Origin of the sequence: Nitrosomonas sp., assembly GCF_019752095.1 — a bacterium.
In the GTDB taxonomy this organism is placed as follows: Bacteria; Pseudomonadota; Gammaproteobacteria; order Burkholderiales; family Nitrosomonadaceae; genus Nitrosomonas.
The window spans coordinates 14,125-31,555 of record NZ_JAIEMO010000028.1 but is presented as its reverse complement, the minus strand read 5'-3'; the positions used below and the strand labels follow the sequence as shown (position 1 = coordinate 31,555).

Here is a 17,431-nt window from a genome sequence, read left to right as displayed (position 1 = left end):
TCTAGCATAAGTGCAGTCGCTTTAGGCCAATAGTCGGACTAAAGAGATTTTGATATAAGCGCCACTCAATTCTGAGTGGCGCTTTTTTATTCGAGCAGAGAACTCAATATTGAGTTCTCTGCCAAATTAGGGTGGTTGCTTAGCAGTTACCTTAATGTGTTTTGAATCTGTGAGCGAGAACCAAATATGTATCTTCATTGAGGTGTGACAAAAATCACAGTCATAGTTTAGATATAAGGGTAAATTCCCTCTCTGTTTTCATCTTCAAGAATACTCAGTTGGTATTAAACTTAAAATCAGTTATCGCAATATTGAAACCGGAATGTAAAAAATGTATCGATACCTGCACTGAGGGAGATGTTTTACATTTGACTGTTAATTGCGATGGATGATTTTATGACGAGGCCCTTTAATCCCTATTGCTTGCAATAGGGATTTTTTTACCCAATTCAGTCATTCACCAGAACAGGTGTTATCGCGAGTTGTTGACTAAGCGTATTGGCTGCCAACCTGGCAACGGTTGAATCTGGATAAGGGCCGACGTGTATTTTATACAACCCCTTGTTCTTGGTAATACTGGCTGTTTCTTTGAGTGATGGGAGTCTCTGATGTATCTGAGAAAGAAAATTCCTTGCGTTATCTGATGAACCAAATGCAGCTAGTTGCAAATAAACAATGTTCATTTCTGCGTGACTATCGGCAACAGGCAGCGAGGGAGATGGTTTGGAAACCGCCAGTATAACTTGCCCATTATTCGGTATGATGCTCTCTACTTCAACCTGACCGCTACCACCAGTTAGTATTCCCAATTTATATGCGGCAGTATAAGAAAGATCGATGATACGATCAGAAAGAAATGGGCCTCGATCATTCAAACGCACAATCACCGAATTGCCATTTTCCAGATTGGTGACCCGTGCATAGCTAGGTAACGGTAATGTGGGGTGAGCCGCTGTCATTGCATACATATCATAAACCTCTCCTGAGGCTGTATTGTTTCCATGATAACGACGCCCATACCATGAAGCAATTCCACGTTTCCTATAAGGTTCCAAACCAGTCATGGGTCTAAAATGTTTTCCTAGTGCGACATAGGGTTGCATATTGGCTGCACGCAATGGCTCAGCTTTAGGCACGGCATCTGGAACAAGATGTAAGTTTGGTGGCGGATTATCTTCTGGACCATCGTCCAGATAGTATCCACCTCCTCGTCTGTTCATTTCACTTGGGTTGATGCCTGATAGCTTGGTCGCTGTTGTTCTCTGTTGTTCTTGCACACTGCTGTTATATTGCGGTGTACTGCTACACGCAGCCAATAGTGCAAAAATTAATACCAATGCCAATCCAGGAATTGATCTGCAGAGTACAGATAAATATTTATACACTTTAAAGAATGAAGAATTAGAGTTTGTCATGTTTTTATCAACTTAGGATGTGTCTGAATACTCATCAAAATACCAAAACCAAGCAGCATCGTAACCATAGATGTACCGCCATAACTGATTAGCGGAAGAGGTACGCCTACAATTGGGAGAATGCCGCTTACCATTCCTATATTAACAAATATATAAGTGCAAAAGGTCAATGTAATCGATCCTGAGATCAAACGTGTAAACTGCGTTGAAGCATTTGCTGTAATTGCTATACACCGCCCGATTACTAGCAGATATAGTAATAATAATACAGTATTCCCAATTAACCCAAATTCTTCTGAAAAAACAGCAAAGATAAAATCGGTGCTTTGTTCTGGCAAAAAATCTAATTGCGTTTGCGTGCCATTTTGCCATCCTTTTCCAACGACTCCACCAGAACCGATCGCAATAGAAGATTGGATCGTATGATAACCGGCGCCCAAAGGGTCTTGCGTTGGATCAAACAATGTCATGATGCGTTGTCGTTGATAATCGTGCATCACCGACCAAAGTATCGGCAAACTTGCGGCTGCAGCCGTCACTAATCCAACAATAATGCGCCAAGATAATCCAGCCAGGAACAGAACATAAAAACCGCTGGCAGCAATTAACAAGGCGGTCCCTAAATCCGGTTGCCGTAAGATCAGCAGAACAGGCAACAATAACAATATCGTTGCACCAAAATAATCTCTCAAACGTAAAGCAATTTCATACTTATCGAAATACCAAGCCATCATCAACGGTATCGCTATTTTCATCAATTCAGATGGTTGGATTCGAGTTACCCCAATATTAAGCCAGCGTCTGGCACCATTGTTTATTTCACCAAATAATGCAACGCCGATAAGTAAAATCAATCCTAGCATGTACATCGGGAATGCCAGGCGCAATATTTGTTGCAGTGGAATATTTGCAACCAACCACATAATTACTAACGCTACCAGTATATTAACTGCTTGATTACTGACTCTGGTTACATTTCCACCCGTGGCGCTATATAGCACAATAAGCCCTATCGACATTAATATGAGGATTCCGACTAACAGAAAGCTATCTACATAGCGCGTAAGATAGTGCCAAATTTTTCTAATTTCAATCATGCATCATGTATGCAGGTCGATAATTAATTGAATACTGATTTGAGTCTTCTCAGAGATGATCATGCGCATGATCTTTAATGGGTTCAATCAAATGAGCAAGATCTATTTCCGGCAATTTGCCTAATAAAAAATAATCAAAGACTTGTCGTGCAATAGGAGCTGCTGTTGAACCGCCGGTGCCAGTATTTTCGACTAAAATTGCCAAAGCAATCTTGGGATCTTCTGCTGGTGCATATGCAATAAACATTGCATGATCGCGGTGACGTTCATTGATCAATTTTTCGTTGTAACGTTCTCCCTGTTTAATAGCGATAACTTGTGATGTGCCAGTCTTACCAGCAAAAGTGTAGTCTGCATTGGCGCCCGCTTTTGCAGCTGTTCCCCCGGGGCGGGTAACATCCACAAGCGCATTCTTAACGACTTCGAGATTTTTAGGCTTAAGATTTAAGCTATAAAGCAATTTGGCAGGGATATCCTGAACTTCCCCGGTTTGACTATTCTGAATTTGTTTAACCAAGTGGGGTAAATATGCTTTACCATTGTTTGCGATGATCATCGTGGCGAAAGCGAGCTGAAGCGGTGTGGTCAAATTATATCCCTGCCCAATTGCAACTGAAATAGTATCCCCAGCATACCATTTTTGTTTATGCTGTCGCATTTTCCAAGCAGAGGAAGGCAATAACCCCGACGCTTCTCCTTCAACATCAATGCCCGTTTTACTTCCTAACCCAAACTGACTGATAAAATTGTGTATGTTGTCGATTCCGAGATCGTTGGCAAGACTGTAGTAATAGGTATCACAAGAAACAACGAGAGATTTGTGCAAATCGACTCTGCCATGCCCGCCGGGTTTCCAGTCACGATAGCGCCGACTGACGCCGGGCAGTGAAAAATATCCGGGATCACTCATGCTATATTCGGGCGTGCGTTTCCCCAGCTCAAGTGCGGCAAGCGCCATAAAGGGTTTAAATGTTGATCCTGGAGGATAAACACCTCGTAGCGCTCGGTTATTGAGAGGGCGATCAATCGAATTGTTAAGCAAATTCCAGTTTTCCTGGTCAATGCCGCCGATAAAGAGGTTATTGTCATAACCTGGTTTGCTAACAAAAGCAAGCACTTCTCCATTGTTAGGGTCCAAAGCAACCAGTGCACCCCGGCGATCGTTAAATGCGATTTCTGCTACTTCCTGTAAGCCAAGATCTAATGTGAGAATTAAATTATTGCCAGGCGTCGGTGGTGTGCGTGACAATACTCGAATAGAGCGGCCTGCTGCATCGGTTTCTACTTCCTCAAATCCTGTGACGCCATGTAATTGTTTTTCATAACTCTGCTCAATACCAATTTTGCCAATGTGATGAGAGCCGCGATAATTGTGAAGTTCGCCACGGCTTTCCAGTTGCTCGAGATCTTGATCATTGATCCGACTGATATAGCCAATAACATGTGAAACCATCTCCTTTTCCGGGTATTGACGGTATACCTGAGCCTTGATTTCAATGCCTGGGAAACGGTAACGATTTGTAGCAAAGGTTGCGATCTCGACATCTGTCAAACGATTCCTGATAGGTAAACTTTTGAATCGTTTACTCTCTCTTAGTAATTTCTTGAATCGCTGGCGATCAGCGGGGGTGATCTCAATAATGGTTGCCAGCTCATTTAATGTCGCCTCAAGATCTTGAATTTTACTGGGTACAACCTCCAGCGTATACGCTGAATAATTTTGTGCCAATATTTTTCCACTTCGATCAGAGATCAAGCCACGGTAGGGAACCAGTGGCGCAATGGAAATACGATTCGCTTCCGCCAGCGTATGATAATGCTCCTGCTGAATAATCTGTAAGTAATAGAAGCGTGCATAGAGCAACAGAAACAGAATAAGAACAAAGCCTGCGCTGATGGCAAGACGCATACGAAATTTATACAGTTCAATTGGGTGATTTCTTAGTTCTACATGTTGCTTCATAACGCACTAGAGTCCGGTTTTGGTTTTGATAGCAGAGTCATTACAAAGGCAGCCGGCGCCCAAAGTAAGGTACCTGTGATAGTCGCGTGAAAGTAACTCCAGCCAGGCAGTGTTGATCCGCTCGATAGGGCTATCAGAACGAAGACTGTTTGCATTATGAATAAGAAAAAACCGATTTGCGGTGCTTGCTTTAGTAAACTGAATAGCCGCAAACGCCGACCGAAAATTTGTGTCAGATAAAAAATAACACAATATGCTAAGGCATGTTGGCCCATTATCCCAGCGTTGCCGACATCCATCATTAATCCCATGCCAAATGCCAAGCTCATTCCTAATTTGTGCGGATGATTGACATTCCAATAAGCTATTGCGAGTGCTACGAAATCAGGACGCGCGATCAAAAGATCGCCTTGCAATGGTAGAAAATTGAGGATGAGTGCGATGACTAGACTTGTGGCAATAAACAAACTACTGGCAGGCACATACATATCCTGCCTTAAGTAGTTCTCTTTAGTTGAATTATTTTCTTTAATTCGTTCCGGATTCAATGGTTGGCATCTCTAGAGAATCATTGGATTCTACCTGCGCCAAGGACAGAACTAAAACCTGTCGATTCCGATTTACACCAGCAATCGGCGCGCTGGTAACAAGCGCAAAATCACCTGCAGGGTCCTGCTCAATCTTGAGCACAGTTGCAACGGGAATTCCTGACGGATACACTCCGCCAATCCCGGAAGTAACTAATAAGTCACCTTGCTGAATATCTGTGTTAACCGATAAGTAACGTAATTCCAGCTCATTATTTTTACCCGTTCCAGATACGATTGATCGCAAACCATTGCGAACAACTTGGATAGGAACAGCATGATCTTTATCTGTCAAAAGCGTTACTTCGGATGACCAAGGGTATAGCTGCGTAATTTGTCCGACGATACCCTTATCATCAATTACTGCCTGACCCAACTCAATATCATGATAACTGCCTTTATTCAAGGTTATTTTGTGATTAAACGGATCACGCGGAGTATACTGAATTTCTGCTAAAACTACTTTCGTTTTAGCAGTGGTTTCGATTTGCTGTGCTGCGCCTAACAATCTGCGCAAGTGCGTATTCTCGGCTTCCAGTGCCTCTAATCTCAGCAGTTGTTCACGACGGTCCAGATAAAGTTGTCGCAATTTTACATTTTCTTCGAGCAAGTTGAAACTGGTAATCAATTTCTCAACTTGATCATATATATCTGAAGGGATATAAGCAATTTTCTGTAAAGGAAAGATGATCACACCAATTGTTTGGCGCAACTGAGGAAAATATTTGAAACGCGTATCATCCGCAATCAACAAGCAGGATAGGATCGCAAATATAAACAGTCGTGCAAACGGACCCGGACCATTCCTGAAAAACTGTGGGGCTGTTTCCATTACGTTCCGTCTTTAAGAGAAAGACTTAATTTTGTACTAGAAAAGAGAAAAGTAATCAGTAATTAAACAATAATTAGTCACGAGCAAAAATACCAATGGATCGATCCATATTTTCCAGCGCGATCCCAGCTCCCCGTACGACACAGGTCAGCGGATCATCGGCAACAATGACCGATAAGCCAGTTTCCTCCATTAATAATCGATCAACATCGCGCAACAAAGCTCCGCCTCCAGTCATAACCATACCTTTATCAGCAATATCCGCACCCAATTCCGGCGGAGTATGTTCTAAGGCCGATTTAACTGCACTGACAATACTATTGATTGGTTCGGTCAGTGCTTCCAGAATTTCATTGCTGGAAATCGTGAAGCTGCGCGGTATGCCTTCCGCCAGATTGCGACCTTTCACTTCAATTTCTCGTACTTCTGAGCCAGGAAAAGCAGAGCCGATTTCCTTCTTAATAATCTCTGCTGTCACTTCGCCGATCAACATGCCATAATTGCGACGAATATAGTTGATAATCGCCTCATCAAATTTGTCCCCTCCAACGCGTACAGAATTGGAATACACGATGCCACCTAGCGAAATAACGCCAACCTCTGTCGTGCCCCCACCAATGTCAACCACCATCGAGCCAGTCGGGGATTCCACTGGAAGATCAGCCCCTAATGCAGCTGCCATCGGTTCTTCGATCAACTCAACCTTGCGTGCGCCGGCGCCATAAGCTGCTTCACGAATAGCACGGCGCTCCACCTGCGTGGAGCCATAGGGTACACAAATTACAATACGCGGATTGGCGGAAAATAGGCGTGGCGGATTCACTTTGCGGATAAACATTTTGAGCATCTGTTCGGTCACGGTAAAATCAGCAATCACGCCATCTTTCATAGGGCGGATTGCGGTAATGTTGCCTGGGGTGCGACCTAGCATTTGTTTGGCTGCAAGACCCACCTGTTGGATCATTTTCTTACCGTTGGCTCCGCTTTCTGTGCGAATAGCCACTACTGATGGTTCATCCAGCACAATACCTTGGCCGTGGACATATATCAGCGTATTGGCTGTACCCAAATCAATCGCCATGTCTGTTGAGAAGTAGCTTCCAAGAATACTGTTGTTCAAGAAATTAAACATAATGGCAATATCCGATATTAGTAATTATGATGAGAGCGAATAAATAGAATAACAAATGAAACCATCAAAAAATAATACGCGAGTTAAACTGCGGCATGATACCCTAATACTTCTTTGAATATAAGGCTAACCATCTCAAATGACTTTATCTGTTAGTGATGTAAAACGAATTGCTGATCTTGCCTATATTGAGATTAACGATAACGAGGCAAAAGAGACTTTGAATCAATTATCCGGTATTTTTGATCTGATAGGAACAATGCAAGCTGTCGATACTTCAACCGTGGAGCCCATGTCTCATGCGCAAAGTGTAGTGCAACGCCTACGCGAAGATGAAGTCACTGAAGCCGACCAACACGGATTATATCAATCGATTGCACCACAAGTCGAAGCTAATCTCTATTTGGTTCCACAAGTCATTGAATAGATAAGTGACGAAATGTGCCCAAGGAATTTCTAAGGCTATAAAGAATAGCCATTATACGTAACATTTTATTTTTCTCTAATCAGTAAATCCATGTTTAATGCCAGTCTTAAACAGCTCTCGATTCAGCTTGCCGAAAAAAAAATTTCCAGCACTGAACTTACCACCGAGTTTTTGCAGCGCATCAAACAATTCAATCCTGAATACAACGCGTTTATTACGGTCAACGAAGAAATAAGTTTGGCGCAAGCAAAGGTAGCTGACAAAATGCTTGCCACAGGACAGGCCGGGCCATTAACCGGAATTCCGATTGCACAGAAAGATATTTTTTGCGCTAGAGGCTGGTTGACCACGTGCGGCTCAAAAATGCTGTCAAATTTTGTTTCACCGTATGATGCCGGTGTTATTGAACGATTCAATCAGGCGGGTGCGATCAACATTGGCAAAACCAACATGGATGAATTTGCCATGGGGTCAAGCAATGAAACATCCTATTTCGGCATTGTTAAAAACCCCTGGGATATTGCGGCAGTTCCTGGTGGCAGTTCAGGCGGCGCGGCGTGTGCAGTGGCAGCCAGACTAGCCCCTGCAGCAACCGGCACAGATACCGGCGGTTCCATCCGCCAACCCGCAGCATTATGCGGCATCTCCGGAATTAAACCGACCTATGGATTGGTGTCGCGCTACGGCATGATCGCTTTTGCCTCCAGCTTGGACCAGGGCGGGCCAATGGCTAAATCGGCCGAAGATTTGGCGCTACTGCTGAATGTCATGATTGGGTTTGATCCGCGTGATTCCACCAGTCTGCAGCGCGATGCTGAGGATTGCGCGCAGGATTTGCAGAAACCTTTAGCGGGTCTGCGCATCGGTTTGCCGAAAGAATATTTTGCCGAGGGCATGAGCCAGGATGTCGCAAGCGCGATCGAAAAAGCATTGGTTGAGTATCGCAGATTAGGTGCACAAACGATTGAGGTTTCATTACCCAATGCGCCACTGTCGATTCCAGTTTATTATGTTTTGGCACCTGCTGAGGCGTCGAGCAATTTATCCCGTTTTGATGGGGTACGTTACGGTTATCGTGCTCCAGCATACAGCGACCTAGCTGACATGTATCGCAAAACACGCACGCAAGGCTTTGGCGCAGAAGTGAAACGACGAATTCTGATCGGAACCTATGTGTTGTCGCATGGTTATTACGACGCCTACTACATCAAGGCGCAGAAACTGCGCCGCCTGATCGCGCAGGATTTTACTGAAGCCTATAAACGGTGCGACATTATCATGGGGCCTACCACTCCCACGGTCGCATTTAATCTGGGAGAAAAAAGCGGCGACCCGATCCAAATGTATTTATCGGATATCTATACCAGCGCGGCAAACCTGACCGGAATGCCGGCAATGTCGATCCCGATTGGTTTTGGTGACAAAAATCGACCAATTGGCTTACACATTATGGGTAATTATTTTAAGGAAGCGCAAATGCTGAATATTGCACATCAATATCAATTGGTGACAGACTGGCATTTGAAGTCGCCTGTTTAAAGCTATCGTTCATTCATAAAATCAATCATCTAGCCGGAAATTTATCATGCAATGGGAAATTGTCATCGGTCTTGAAGTACATGCTCAACTTTCAACGCAATCTAAAATATTCTCAGGCGCATCCACCGCTTATGGTGCGCCGCCGAATACCCAAGCGTGCGTAATCGATTTGGCATTGCCCGGTGTTTTGCCAGTACTCAATAAGGGCGCGGTTGAACGGGCTATCAAATTTGGTTTGTCAGTCGGCGCTAAAATTAATTCACCCTCTATTTTCGCCCGCAAAAATTATTTTTATCCCGATTTGCCGAAAGGCTATCAAATCAGTCAATTCGAATTGCCGGTGGTGCAAGGTGGCAACATTCAGATTCAGGCTGATGGTGAGGAAAAAAATATCCGCCTGACGCGCGCGCATCTGGAAGAAGACGCCGGCAAGTCGCTGCACGAGGATTTTCATGGTATGAGCGGGATTGATCTGAATCGGGCTGGCACACCCTTGCTGGAAATCGTTTCTGAGCCGGATATACGCAGCAGTGCGGAAGCCGTAGTCTATGCGAAAACACTGCACGCGCTGGTACGTTGGATCGGCATTTGCGATGGCAATATGCAGGAAGGCTCTTTCCGCTGCGATGCCAATGTTTCGGTGCGTCCACACGGCACGGAAAAACTGGGCACGCGCTGTGAGATCAAGAATTTGAATTCATTCCGTTTTCTCGAGAAAGCGATTGATTATGAGGCCAGGCGACAAATTGAAATTCTAGAAGACGGCGGTACAATCCGGCAGGAAACCCGTCTGTACGATGCCAGCAAAGACGAAACGCGGACTATGCGTACCAAGGAAGATGCCAACGATTATCGTTATTTCCCCGATCCGGATTTATTGCCGCTCGAAATTTCCGCAAACTGGATTGACCAAGTGCAATCAGCTTTGCCGGAATTACCTCAGGCGCGCCGCGATCGCTATATGTCGGAGTTCGCGCTATCCGCCTACGATACCTCCGTACTAACAAGCTCTCGCGAAACCGCAGATTATTTTGAATCAACTATCAAGCAATTGCCTGCACAGGCAAAATTGTGCGCCAACTGGATCATGGGCGAGATCAGTGGGCAATTGAACAAAGAAGGACTTGAAATCACCGCATGCCCAATTACCCCTTCCCAACTTGCGACACTGCTGGAGCGAATCAGTGATGGCACCATTTCCGGCAAGGCAGCCAAAACGGTATTTGAAAGCATGTGGAATGGTGAATTGGAAAAAAATGTCGATGCTATCATTGCCGCCAAAGGGTTAAAACAAATTTCCGACGATAGCGCCATTGAGAAACTGGTTGAACAAGTACTGACGGCCAATGAACAACAAGTCGCAGACTATCGCAATGGCAAAGAAAAAGCTTTCAATTCACTGGTCGGCCAAATCATGAAAGCAACCCAAGGAAAAGCCAATCCAGCACAGGTGAATACTATTTTGAAAAAGAAACTGGAAGGATAGCAAGAATCAAGACTATCAACTTAACAGGCTGTTGAAACCTTGCCACCGAGTTGGTTTAAATCAAGTTCTATAAAGCTACCAATGCTTTTTGGCTTTATTCCAGCGATAAAGCGCTGCCGCAAATAAATTATAGCTCAACGTACACAACTGCCTGACAACCGGAATCCCTAGCATTTTCGCTTTCCAGCGTTCATGCGCAGATGCACGCCAGATGGCCAAAAAGGCATCAAAACCGACATGAAGATTGCCCACCTCATCAATAACATGCAGACGTTCGCGAACGAACTCAAGATCTGAATTGACCTCGGAAACAAGCGCACGATGCGTATGAATATCGTTCCACTGGATTTCACAACAACTTTCTTTGTCCATCTGAGCTTCAATTCCAGCTTTGCATACAGGACAGGCTGAGTTGTAATACACTTTTATTTTTGGTTGATTCGTCATTGCTGTTTTTCACGATAAATGGCCAAGAAGGTAACAGTCTTTCTTAGGACTAAGAAATGATCAATTTTTCTGGAGCTTTCATCGTCACATCCAGACCATACAATATACTCATCTTTGCATTACTATTTTTACATTAGCATAATTGACGTCAAAATGCTTGCTCTCGTGTCAGTGGGTAAAAATGAAGTGTCTCGGTGCATCAGTGTCTTATCATAGCATTGCTTAATTGCGTGCGACAGAAATCCAGAATGGTATTCCTAGAGACTTTTGCAAAAGTGTACTTTGTGATTTGCAACACAAGGTAGAAGTGCTCAAAAAGTACAGCTACCAGTTCGATGCTGGCAGCTGTACGGATATTAGTCTCCGATTGGATTTCTTTGTGCAGCGGTCAAGCCGGCTTTCCAGTCTTCTGGCAGATTTTGCACCCAGCCGTTGTAAACATTGGGAATCGCAAGCACTCCTTGACCACCAAATCCTGGCAGACGACTTACCACGTCATCACTAGCTGTATTTTCTCCGGCGGTTAGAGAAATCGCTCCCACAATCATTGCGTCATTCAGATTGCCATCGCCATTCGGATCAGTATCTACTACGATCAGACGATTGGAAAATTTGCTTGTAACGTAGGCATAATATCCACCACCCTGTTTGGCACCAAAGTTTGCACCGTGACAACCGGGATCGCAGGGGAGCATTTTAACGATGCTATCGGTAGCGGTATCTACGATAACAATTTGTCCGCCTGTTGCGGCGATTACAACTGCTTTGCCATCGGGAGAAACGGGTGTTTGGATGGGTAATACGCCGACTGCAATTTCTCCATTCCCATCATTATCAGCAAAACTGCCGTCAATCGGATCGTAATCAGCAATGAGATTAACAGTTTTGATCAGCTCTCCGGTATTGCCATTCAGCACGCTTAATGAATGGTGTAGAAGGTTGGTTGCATAAATTTTGCTGGAATCCGGCATCATACCGATTGCGATTGGATGTGCGCCGGGAGCACCTTGACCTGTTGCGGTTCTGGCGTGTATATCGCCATCGGCAGCATAGATTCCGATATCACCCGTATTGATGTTGGGGGTTACGATTCTGGATCCATCTGCACTGATCCAATGGCCATGAGGATTTGCAGAGGTATGTCCGCGTCCTTGTGTTGGCATCATTTTGGTAACATGCTTAGTCCCAGCAGGAATAACTGCAATGCTGTTTTCACCATTGATAGCAATCGTTGCGTCATCATTCGTGGGTAATGTCATAACATGAGAAGGTGCATATCCCACTTGAATGTTTTTGATCAATTGACCATTCTTGCGCTTGATCATGGTTAATTTGTTATCAAACCATTGGGTCTGATAAATGACTGATTGATCTCGATTGGGCCACATATTATGTGGATTATTCATATCGATCTCAGGTAATCCAATCTTGCGTTTAACCGTCCAATCGGATGCATCAACCACGGTAATGGTGCCTGGCTTGTATTTGCTTGCAGTTTTCTCAAACTGGGTATTAATCCATACTTCTCCGACACCGTGTTCTGTTGGTGGAATTGGCGTTGGAAGAAGTTCACCGCTGATATCCAAGATGCTTAAAGGAGCAGCAACGCCCCCATCGGTTAGCTCCTTACTGAATGGGGCTCCCGAGATCACGACTGAAAGATCAGGAAATTTTACATTCCAACTGCCGGATGAATAGTCTTGCCAGTTATCTGGTGCAGTAGCGACAAAGAATGTTCGTAATAACCGAATGGCCAAATCGCTATTGGTGGGTAATCCTTTAATTCCGGTTACGAGATCGATTTTAAAATCCGAAGCTTTATCACCTAAGTCAAGTGCAAGACCAAGTATTCCTTCCGCGTGCGTAGTTTCAGGATCATCAACAATCACTGCACCAAACATATAGGGATGAACTTTACAAGTAAATACATAAAGGCCTGGCGTATCTAATCTGAGAATTCCGCCTCCCCGGTAAGCATCGGTTTGATTGAAAGGCATATGATGAGCTCCCGTAGGCCATAACAAAGAGCTGATGGTGTGCACGGCGTTGGTGTCCGACATGATAAAATTAACGCTGCTACCTGGAGCAATAACTTCCAATGATTTAGTTTTAATGCCCAGACCCAATCCTACAAGTGCATCTCCGCGCGCACTTCTAAACCAACTGGCTGGTTCATCAGTTATTTCAAATGTTACCAAGCCTGGCTCATCTTTTGGCCCGAGTAAAATTCGACCATAGGGCGATGCACCGATTTCACTGGCTCCGTCACCGCCGATTGGATCAACTCTGAAACTACCGTGCATACCGGCTTCCATATGTGCAATTAAGTGGCAATGATATTGCCAGCTTCCGGTGCCAACACCAGTGCCTGCTTTGACGGTAAAGGAATGGCTATCGATTTCATCTTTCAATAGCTTGGTATCAATCACTTCGCTGGTGCCCGTTTTCAACCATCGATGCGCGTGTAAGTGGAAGGTGTGTCCGGGTCCAATTGATAAGATATGAAAGCGTACGATATCATTTTCAACGGCGCCTGGATTAGGATTCGCCCAAAGTGGTTTTTGTTGTGAGCCACCTGGAATAATTTCAGTTCCCCAGAAAGTTGAACCTACCATGAATAGAACAAATTGTTTATCGATATCAGCTGATGTGACAGGAATAATGCTGCCATCTGCATTTACATAACTGTCAATTGGTCCATGTGCCTTATCCACAATGATTGCGCCAAACAGACCCAGTAGTTCCTTGCCACTACTATCACCGTGATAAACGAAGCTGCCTGCTTTGCCAGCTTTAATCTTATAATTTTTTGTTTTTCCAGGTTGAATTTTACCAGAGCCTGATTGCGCAAGGTCAGGCACCTTAAACCCAATTTTGATGCTGGTGTTATTTGTTAATGACACATTAACTGTATCCCCTTTCCTTACGAACAAAGTCGGTCCCGGTATGACTCCTTCGTTTCCTGCCAGTGCATACGCAATCTGCCCGTTAGGCAATGTTTCGGCCGTAAGCGCGAAGTTATGTTCTGTAGCCAGAGCGAACTGCGAAATTAAGAGTGTGATTACAAAAAAAACACTTGCAGTCATTGGTCTTCTAAGACCAAAGGCATTTTTAATCTTCATTTTTTATCCCTATTATTAAGTTGCTAACATATGCTTACTGGACTCGAAATTTTCCCTTCATGCCCAAAAGATTATTGGAGAAATTTTTGTCTTTATAATCAGCGCTATTTTTGGCAATAACACTGAAAACATGTTTCTCTAGCGGACCGATTGCAACTTGATTAATAAGATTGTTGGTTCCGGGGTCGACCCATTTATAGCCGTCTAGCTTAAAGGTGTGAATATCGGTGCCTAAGGCAATTAAATGAAACCGGACATTGGAGTTTTTTGTTGCAGCCAATGTTGGATTGGTGCCATGTTTTGACTGAGTTCTGCTCGCTCCGTCGATTTCCATACCCCAGAAAGCATCGTCGCCTAAATAAATTACATAATCCTTGTCAAAATTTGGAGTGCCGATTTTGTTGACGATGATTGCTCCAAAAAGACCTTTGTGCTCTGCTCCATTATGGGTTTCAAAATTATGATCGTGGTATGGCCAGGTGCCAGCAGTTCCAGCTGCAACATTCCAGTGATATTCGTAGATGACATAGGTTTCTTCAAGCCCGGCACCTGCTCCCTCGTCAAAATTTTTATTGATGACCTTGAGGGTTCCGTCGCTAAGAATATCGTAATGGACGCCATGCACATGAATGCTGACCTGTCTGCTGATTCCAGGAATAGGAGTATTATTGCCAGGAATTGCATTCTGAATTGATATCTTAACCGTGTCTCCTTCGGTTAACTCGATGGTAGGGCCGGGAATGGTGGCTTCCGGGCTATAGCGTGATGTAATATCCGTACCATTAACTTTATGGCTTAACATTTTGTAAGCCAGCAACTTGTTGCCAAATCCATCGTCTAGGGTTTCTTCTGCGGTCAGTTGAATAATATGTTCGGCTGCAAAAGCTACAGAAAAAGTAGATAGTGTTAGAGTAAGTGCGATTGTCACGGCACACAGTTTTATTAAAGGTCTTTGTGTGATAGTCGGCGAGGCATTGGAATTTTTTATGAGCTTCGTGTCGTACTCGGATCGGTTGGATTGAAACAGCATTTAATGACCCTCCTAATGTGAAAAATGCATATCAAGTGAAGCGTGTATGAAAATGCATCTTGGCAGATCAATGCAGGCATTTTTATTTGGGGTTCACAATTCACTTGCAATGTAAGATTTAGCAAGTTGATTGCAAAAAGGGAATGCAATCCTAGCTGGACGATATTCTATCAAATCTATTTTTTTCTAAATAGAAGGCATTTGTCCTTAAAGCAGTGCTTAACTTTCGTTATTTTCTGGATTAAATATCCCTACTTTGTGGGATTCTTCGAAATAATTATATAAATGGGCTTTGAGACATAGTTCGATTTGCTTCTTGACGCCAATTTTTCTATAGATAATAGATAATTGATTCCGTACGGTCTTATCTGTTACAGATAGCTTCGCACTGATTTCCTTGGCGGATAGACCTTTGCATGCGAGATGAGCAACGTGACGTTCGCTGTCGCTTAATCTAGGTTGCTGGAATGTTGAAGCATCAGTTTGCGGTTTGATTTCTACAGCTGAATCGGGATCGAACTGTGCTTGCCAGAGCAATTTGGTGATATTGCGATCAAACCAGAGATGACCCTTATGGATTGCAATAATGGCCTTGATTAATAAATCTGTCGAATGGCCTTTCTTGATTACCCCTGCCACGCCAGAGCGAAAAGTTTTTAAGTGAGTTTGTTCGTTATTGTAATCAGAAAAAGCCAGTATTTTACTTTGTGGGCAAGTGCGCATTAACAGGGCAATATGTTCCGCGTAGCTATTGCCGCTCAGGTGTAGATCCATAAGGATTATGTCCGGCTTATGCTGTTCTGCTAGATAAAATAAGTCTCCGATTTTATTAGTTTCTGCAATCAAGTTGACGTTAGTGTGGTTTTCAAACAGTGAGCGCAGTCCTAAACGAACGAGCTCGAAGCTCTCGGCTACTAGAATGCGTATTCTTGAATCAGGGTGTTCAATCACGCTTTTTATTATCCGTCAATTACAAAGAGTCCTAGCTAAAAGGATGACACTCGAGTATATAAAATTGTAATTAAATAATATATATTGTAACTATACATCTAATTATTATTTGATATTTTAACAGACTTGCTTATGGTTAAATAGATGGTGTTTGTCCCATGAAATACCTTTTAGCTAGTTATTTTCTGGAAAATATCCCGACTTTGTAGGGTTGCGGGAATAATTACAAAGCGTCATTTTTGTTATAATCCACCCCGTTTCTTATCAATACAGACTGAATCAGCGGTACTAACCAATGGCAAGCACTTCGGAGGATATTGGTGATGTCGGTTGGTATTTGCGCTTTCGTTTGAATTATGAAAGCGGGTAAGAGCAATTCATATTAAAATCACAGCCTTTCCTTTCGTTAAATTCTGAATCAAGATCATGCATCCAATGTTGAGTATTGCGGTGAAAGCTGCGCGTCGTGCCGGTAATATCATTAATAAGGCTTCCCAAAATCTGGATTTGCTCACAGTGTCAAAAAAATCACACAGTGACTATGTCAGTGAAGTGGATGGCGCAGCTGAAGAGGCTATTATCAAAGTCTTGCTTGCGGCCTATCCCAATCATGCAATTCTGGCGGAAGAGAGCGGACGCCAGGGTGATCAGAAGCAGTCAGAATATCAGTGGATCATTGATCCGCTGGATGGAACGACTAATTTTCTGCATGGTTTTCCAAAATATTCGGTTTCCATCGGATTAAGGTATAAAGGTGTTCTGATGCATGCGGTGGTTTACGATCCGAACAATAATGAGTTATTTACCGCGAGTCGAGGCAGTGGCGCTTTTTTAAATGATCGCCGAATTCGTGTCAGTAAGCGCACTAAGCTTGAAGAGTGTTTAATTGGCACCGGAATACCATTCCGTGACTTGACGCACGTCGATGCTTATTTTGCGATTTTGAGGGATATCGTGCCCCGTATCACAGGAATACGGCGACCGGGTTCCGCCGCGCTGGATCTGGCTTATGTGGCGGCTGGACGCTATGATGGGTTCTGGGAAATCGGACTGGCGCCGTGGGATATGGCCGCCGGTTGTTTGCTGATTACTGAGGCGGGTGGATTGGTTGGCGATTTGGAAGGCAATGACACGCAATTGGAAAGCGGACAAATTATTGCTGCAAATCCAAAAGTTTTTAGTCAATTGCTGCAGGTGATTGCGCCGCATCTCACACCTGAGTTGATCGAAGCGCAACGTTCTGCCAAACCAATTTAGCCTAACGACAGTGGATCTGCATTCGGCATCCACGTGGTACCACAATCCAGTTCCGAATACTCAACCTCCAGTATCAGGCGTTTTTGATAGCTAATCAGACGCTTATTCGATAACAGACTGCGTTTATCTTTCCAATAGCCCATGAA

General features: G+C 43.9%; 15 protein-coding genes. 4 read left to right on the top strand and 11 right to left on the bottom strand.

Translation table 11 applies throughout. The annotated features are described in order from the left end of the window. Positions 1 to 449: 449 nt before the first annotated feature. The 6 genes from K2Q13_RS09025 to K2Q13_RS09000 all read right to left on the bottom strand — a co-directional run bounded on the left by K2Q13_RS09025 (position 450) and on the right by K2Q13_RS09000 (position 7,026). Complete coding sequence (locus K2Q13_RS09025; RefSeq protein ID WP_292920734.1) at positions 450 to 1,415, bottom strand: septal ring lytic transglycosylase RlpA family protein; 966 nt, start codon at positions 1,413 to 1,415, stop codon at positions 450 to 452. Further along, positions 1,412 to 2,512, bottom strand: a complete 1,101-nt coding sequence (gene rodA / locus K2Q13_RS09020) for a rod shape-determining protein RodA (protein WP_292920733.1) — start codon at positions 2,510 to 2,512, stop codon at positions 1,412 to 1,414. Before rodA ends, K2Q13_RS09025 begins: the two co-directional genes overlap by 4 nt. A 49-nt stretch (positions 2,513 to 2,561) precedes the next feature. Further along, the gene (gene mrdA / locus K2Q13_RS09015; RefSeq protein ID WP_292920732.1) at positions 2,562 to 4,475 is read right to left on the bottom strand and encodes a penicillin-binding protein 2; all 1,914 of its coding nucleotides are present in this window, start codon (positions 4,473 to 4,475) and stop codon (positions 2,562 to 2,564) included. Further along, positions 4,472 to 4,963 (bottom strand): rod shape-determining protein MreD, encoded by a 492-nt coding sequence (gene mreD, locus K2Q13_RS09010; RefSeq protein WP_292920745.1) that lies wholly within the window; start codon positions 4,961 to 4,963, stop codon positions 4,472 to 4,474. Before mreD ends, mrdA begins: the two co-directional genes overlap by 4 nt. 40 nt (positions 4,964 to 5,003) lie before the next feature. Continuing rightward, positions 5,004 to 5,894, bottom strand: coding sequence for a rod shape-determining protein MreC (gene mreC, locus K2Q13_RS09005; protein WP_292920731.1), 891 nt, complete (start codon positions 5,892 to 5,894; stop codon positions 5,004 to 5,006). A 73-nt stretch (positions 5,895 to 5,967) separates the two neighbouring features. Then, on the bottom strand, positions 5,968 to 7,026 hold the full coding sequence (locus K2Q13_RS09000; protein WP_292920730.1) for a rod shape-determining protein: 1,059 nt from the start codon (positions 7,024 to 7,026) through the stop codon (positions 5,968 to 5,970). 139 nt (positions 7,027 to 7,165) lie between these two features. Here K2Q13_RS09000 and gatC point away from each other — a divergent pair, with 139 nt between their 5' ends. The 3 genes from gatC (at position 7,166) to gatB (ending at position 10,478) form a co-directional block, all read left to right on the top strand. Next, positions 7,166 to 7,453: an Asp-tRNA(Asn)/Glu-tRNA(Gln) amidotransferase subunit GatC gene (gene gatC, locus K2Q13_RS08995; RefSeq protein WP_292920729.1), complete on the top strand. Its 288-nt coding sequence runs from the start codon at positions 7,166 to 7,168 to the stop codon at positions 7,451 to 7,453. Positions 7,454 to 7,543: 90 nt separating this feature from the next. After that, positions 7,544 to 8,992 (top strand): Asp-tRNA(Asn)/Glu-tRNA(Gln) amidotransferase subunit GatA, encoded by a 1,449-nt coding sequence (gatA, locus tag K2Q13_RS08990; RefSeq protein WP_292920728.1) that lies wholly within the window; start codon positions 7,544 to 7,546, stop codon positions 8,990 to 8,992. Positions 8,993 to 9,038: 46 nt separating this feature from the next. After that, on the top strand, positions 9,039 to 10,478 hold the full coding sequence (gatB, locus tag K2Q13_RS08985) for an Asp-tRNA(Asn)/Glu-tRNA(Gln) amidotransferase subunit GatB (RefSeq protein WP_292920727.1): 1,440 nt from the start codon (positions 9,039 to 9,041) through the stop codon (positions 10,476 to 10,478). A gap of 75 nt (positions 10,479 to 10,553) precedes the next feature. Here the strand turns inward: gatB and K2Q13_RS08980 are convergent, their stop codons facing one another. From K2Q13_RS08980 to K2Q13_RS08965, 4 genes are all read right to left on the bottom strand, one after another. Next, positions 10,554 to 10,925 carry a DUF393 domain-containing protein gene (locus tag K2Q13_RS08980; RefSeq protein WP_292920726.1) on the bottom strand — a complete coding sequence of 124 codons (372 nt, stop codon included), beginning with the start codon at positions 10,923 to 10,925 and terminating at the stop codon, positions 10,554 to 10,556. 356 nt (positions 10,926 to 11,281) lie between these two features. Continuing rightward, positions 11,282 to 14,047 carry a multicopper oxidase domain-containing protein gene (locus K2Q13_RS08975; RefSeq protein WP_292920725.1) on the bottom strand — a complete coding sequence of 922 codons (2,766 nt, stop codon included), beginning with the start codon at positions 14,045 to 14,047 and terminating at the stop codon, positions 11,282 to 11,284. A gap of 34 nt (positions 14,048 to 14,081) precedes the next feature. Continuing rightward, a complete protein-coding gene (locus K2Q13_RS08970) occupies positions 14,082 to 15,077 on the bottom strand; it encodes a multicopper oxidase domain-containing protein (protein ID WP_292920724.1) in 996 nt (331 codons plus the stop codon). Between the two features lie 219 nt (positions 15,078 to 15,296). After that, positions 15,297 to 16,028 carry a response regulator transcription factor gene (locus K2Q13_RS08965; protein ID WP_292920723.1) on the bottom strand — a complete coding sequence of 244 codons (732 nt, stop codon included), beginning with the start codon at positions 16,026 to 16,028 and terminating at the stop codon, positions 15,297 to 15,299. A 426-nt stretch (positions 16,029 to 16,454) separates the two neighbouring features. Here K2Q13_RS08965 and K2Q13_RS08960 point away from each other — a divergent pair, with 426 nt between their 5' ends. Next, a complete protein-coding gene (locus K2Q13_RS08960; RefSeq protein ID WP_292920722.1) occupies positions 16,455 to 17,285 on the top strand; it encodes an inositol monophosphatase family protein in 831 nt (276 codons plus the stop codon). Here the strand turns inward: K2Q13_RS08960 and K2Q13_RS08955 are convergent. Then, positions 17,282 to 17,428: a hypothetical protein gene (locus K2Q13_RS08955; RefSeq protein WP_292920721.1), complete on the bottom strand. Its 147-nt coding sequence runs from the start codon at positions 17,426 to 17,428 to the stop codon at positions 17,282 to 17,284. The two genes, K2Q13_RS08960 and K2Q13_RS08955, sit on opposite strands and share 4 nt — an antisense overlap. Positions 17,429 to 17,431: the final 3 nt, after the last annotated feature.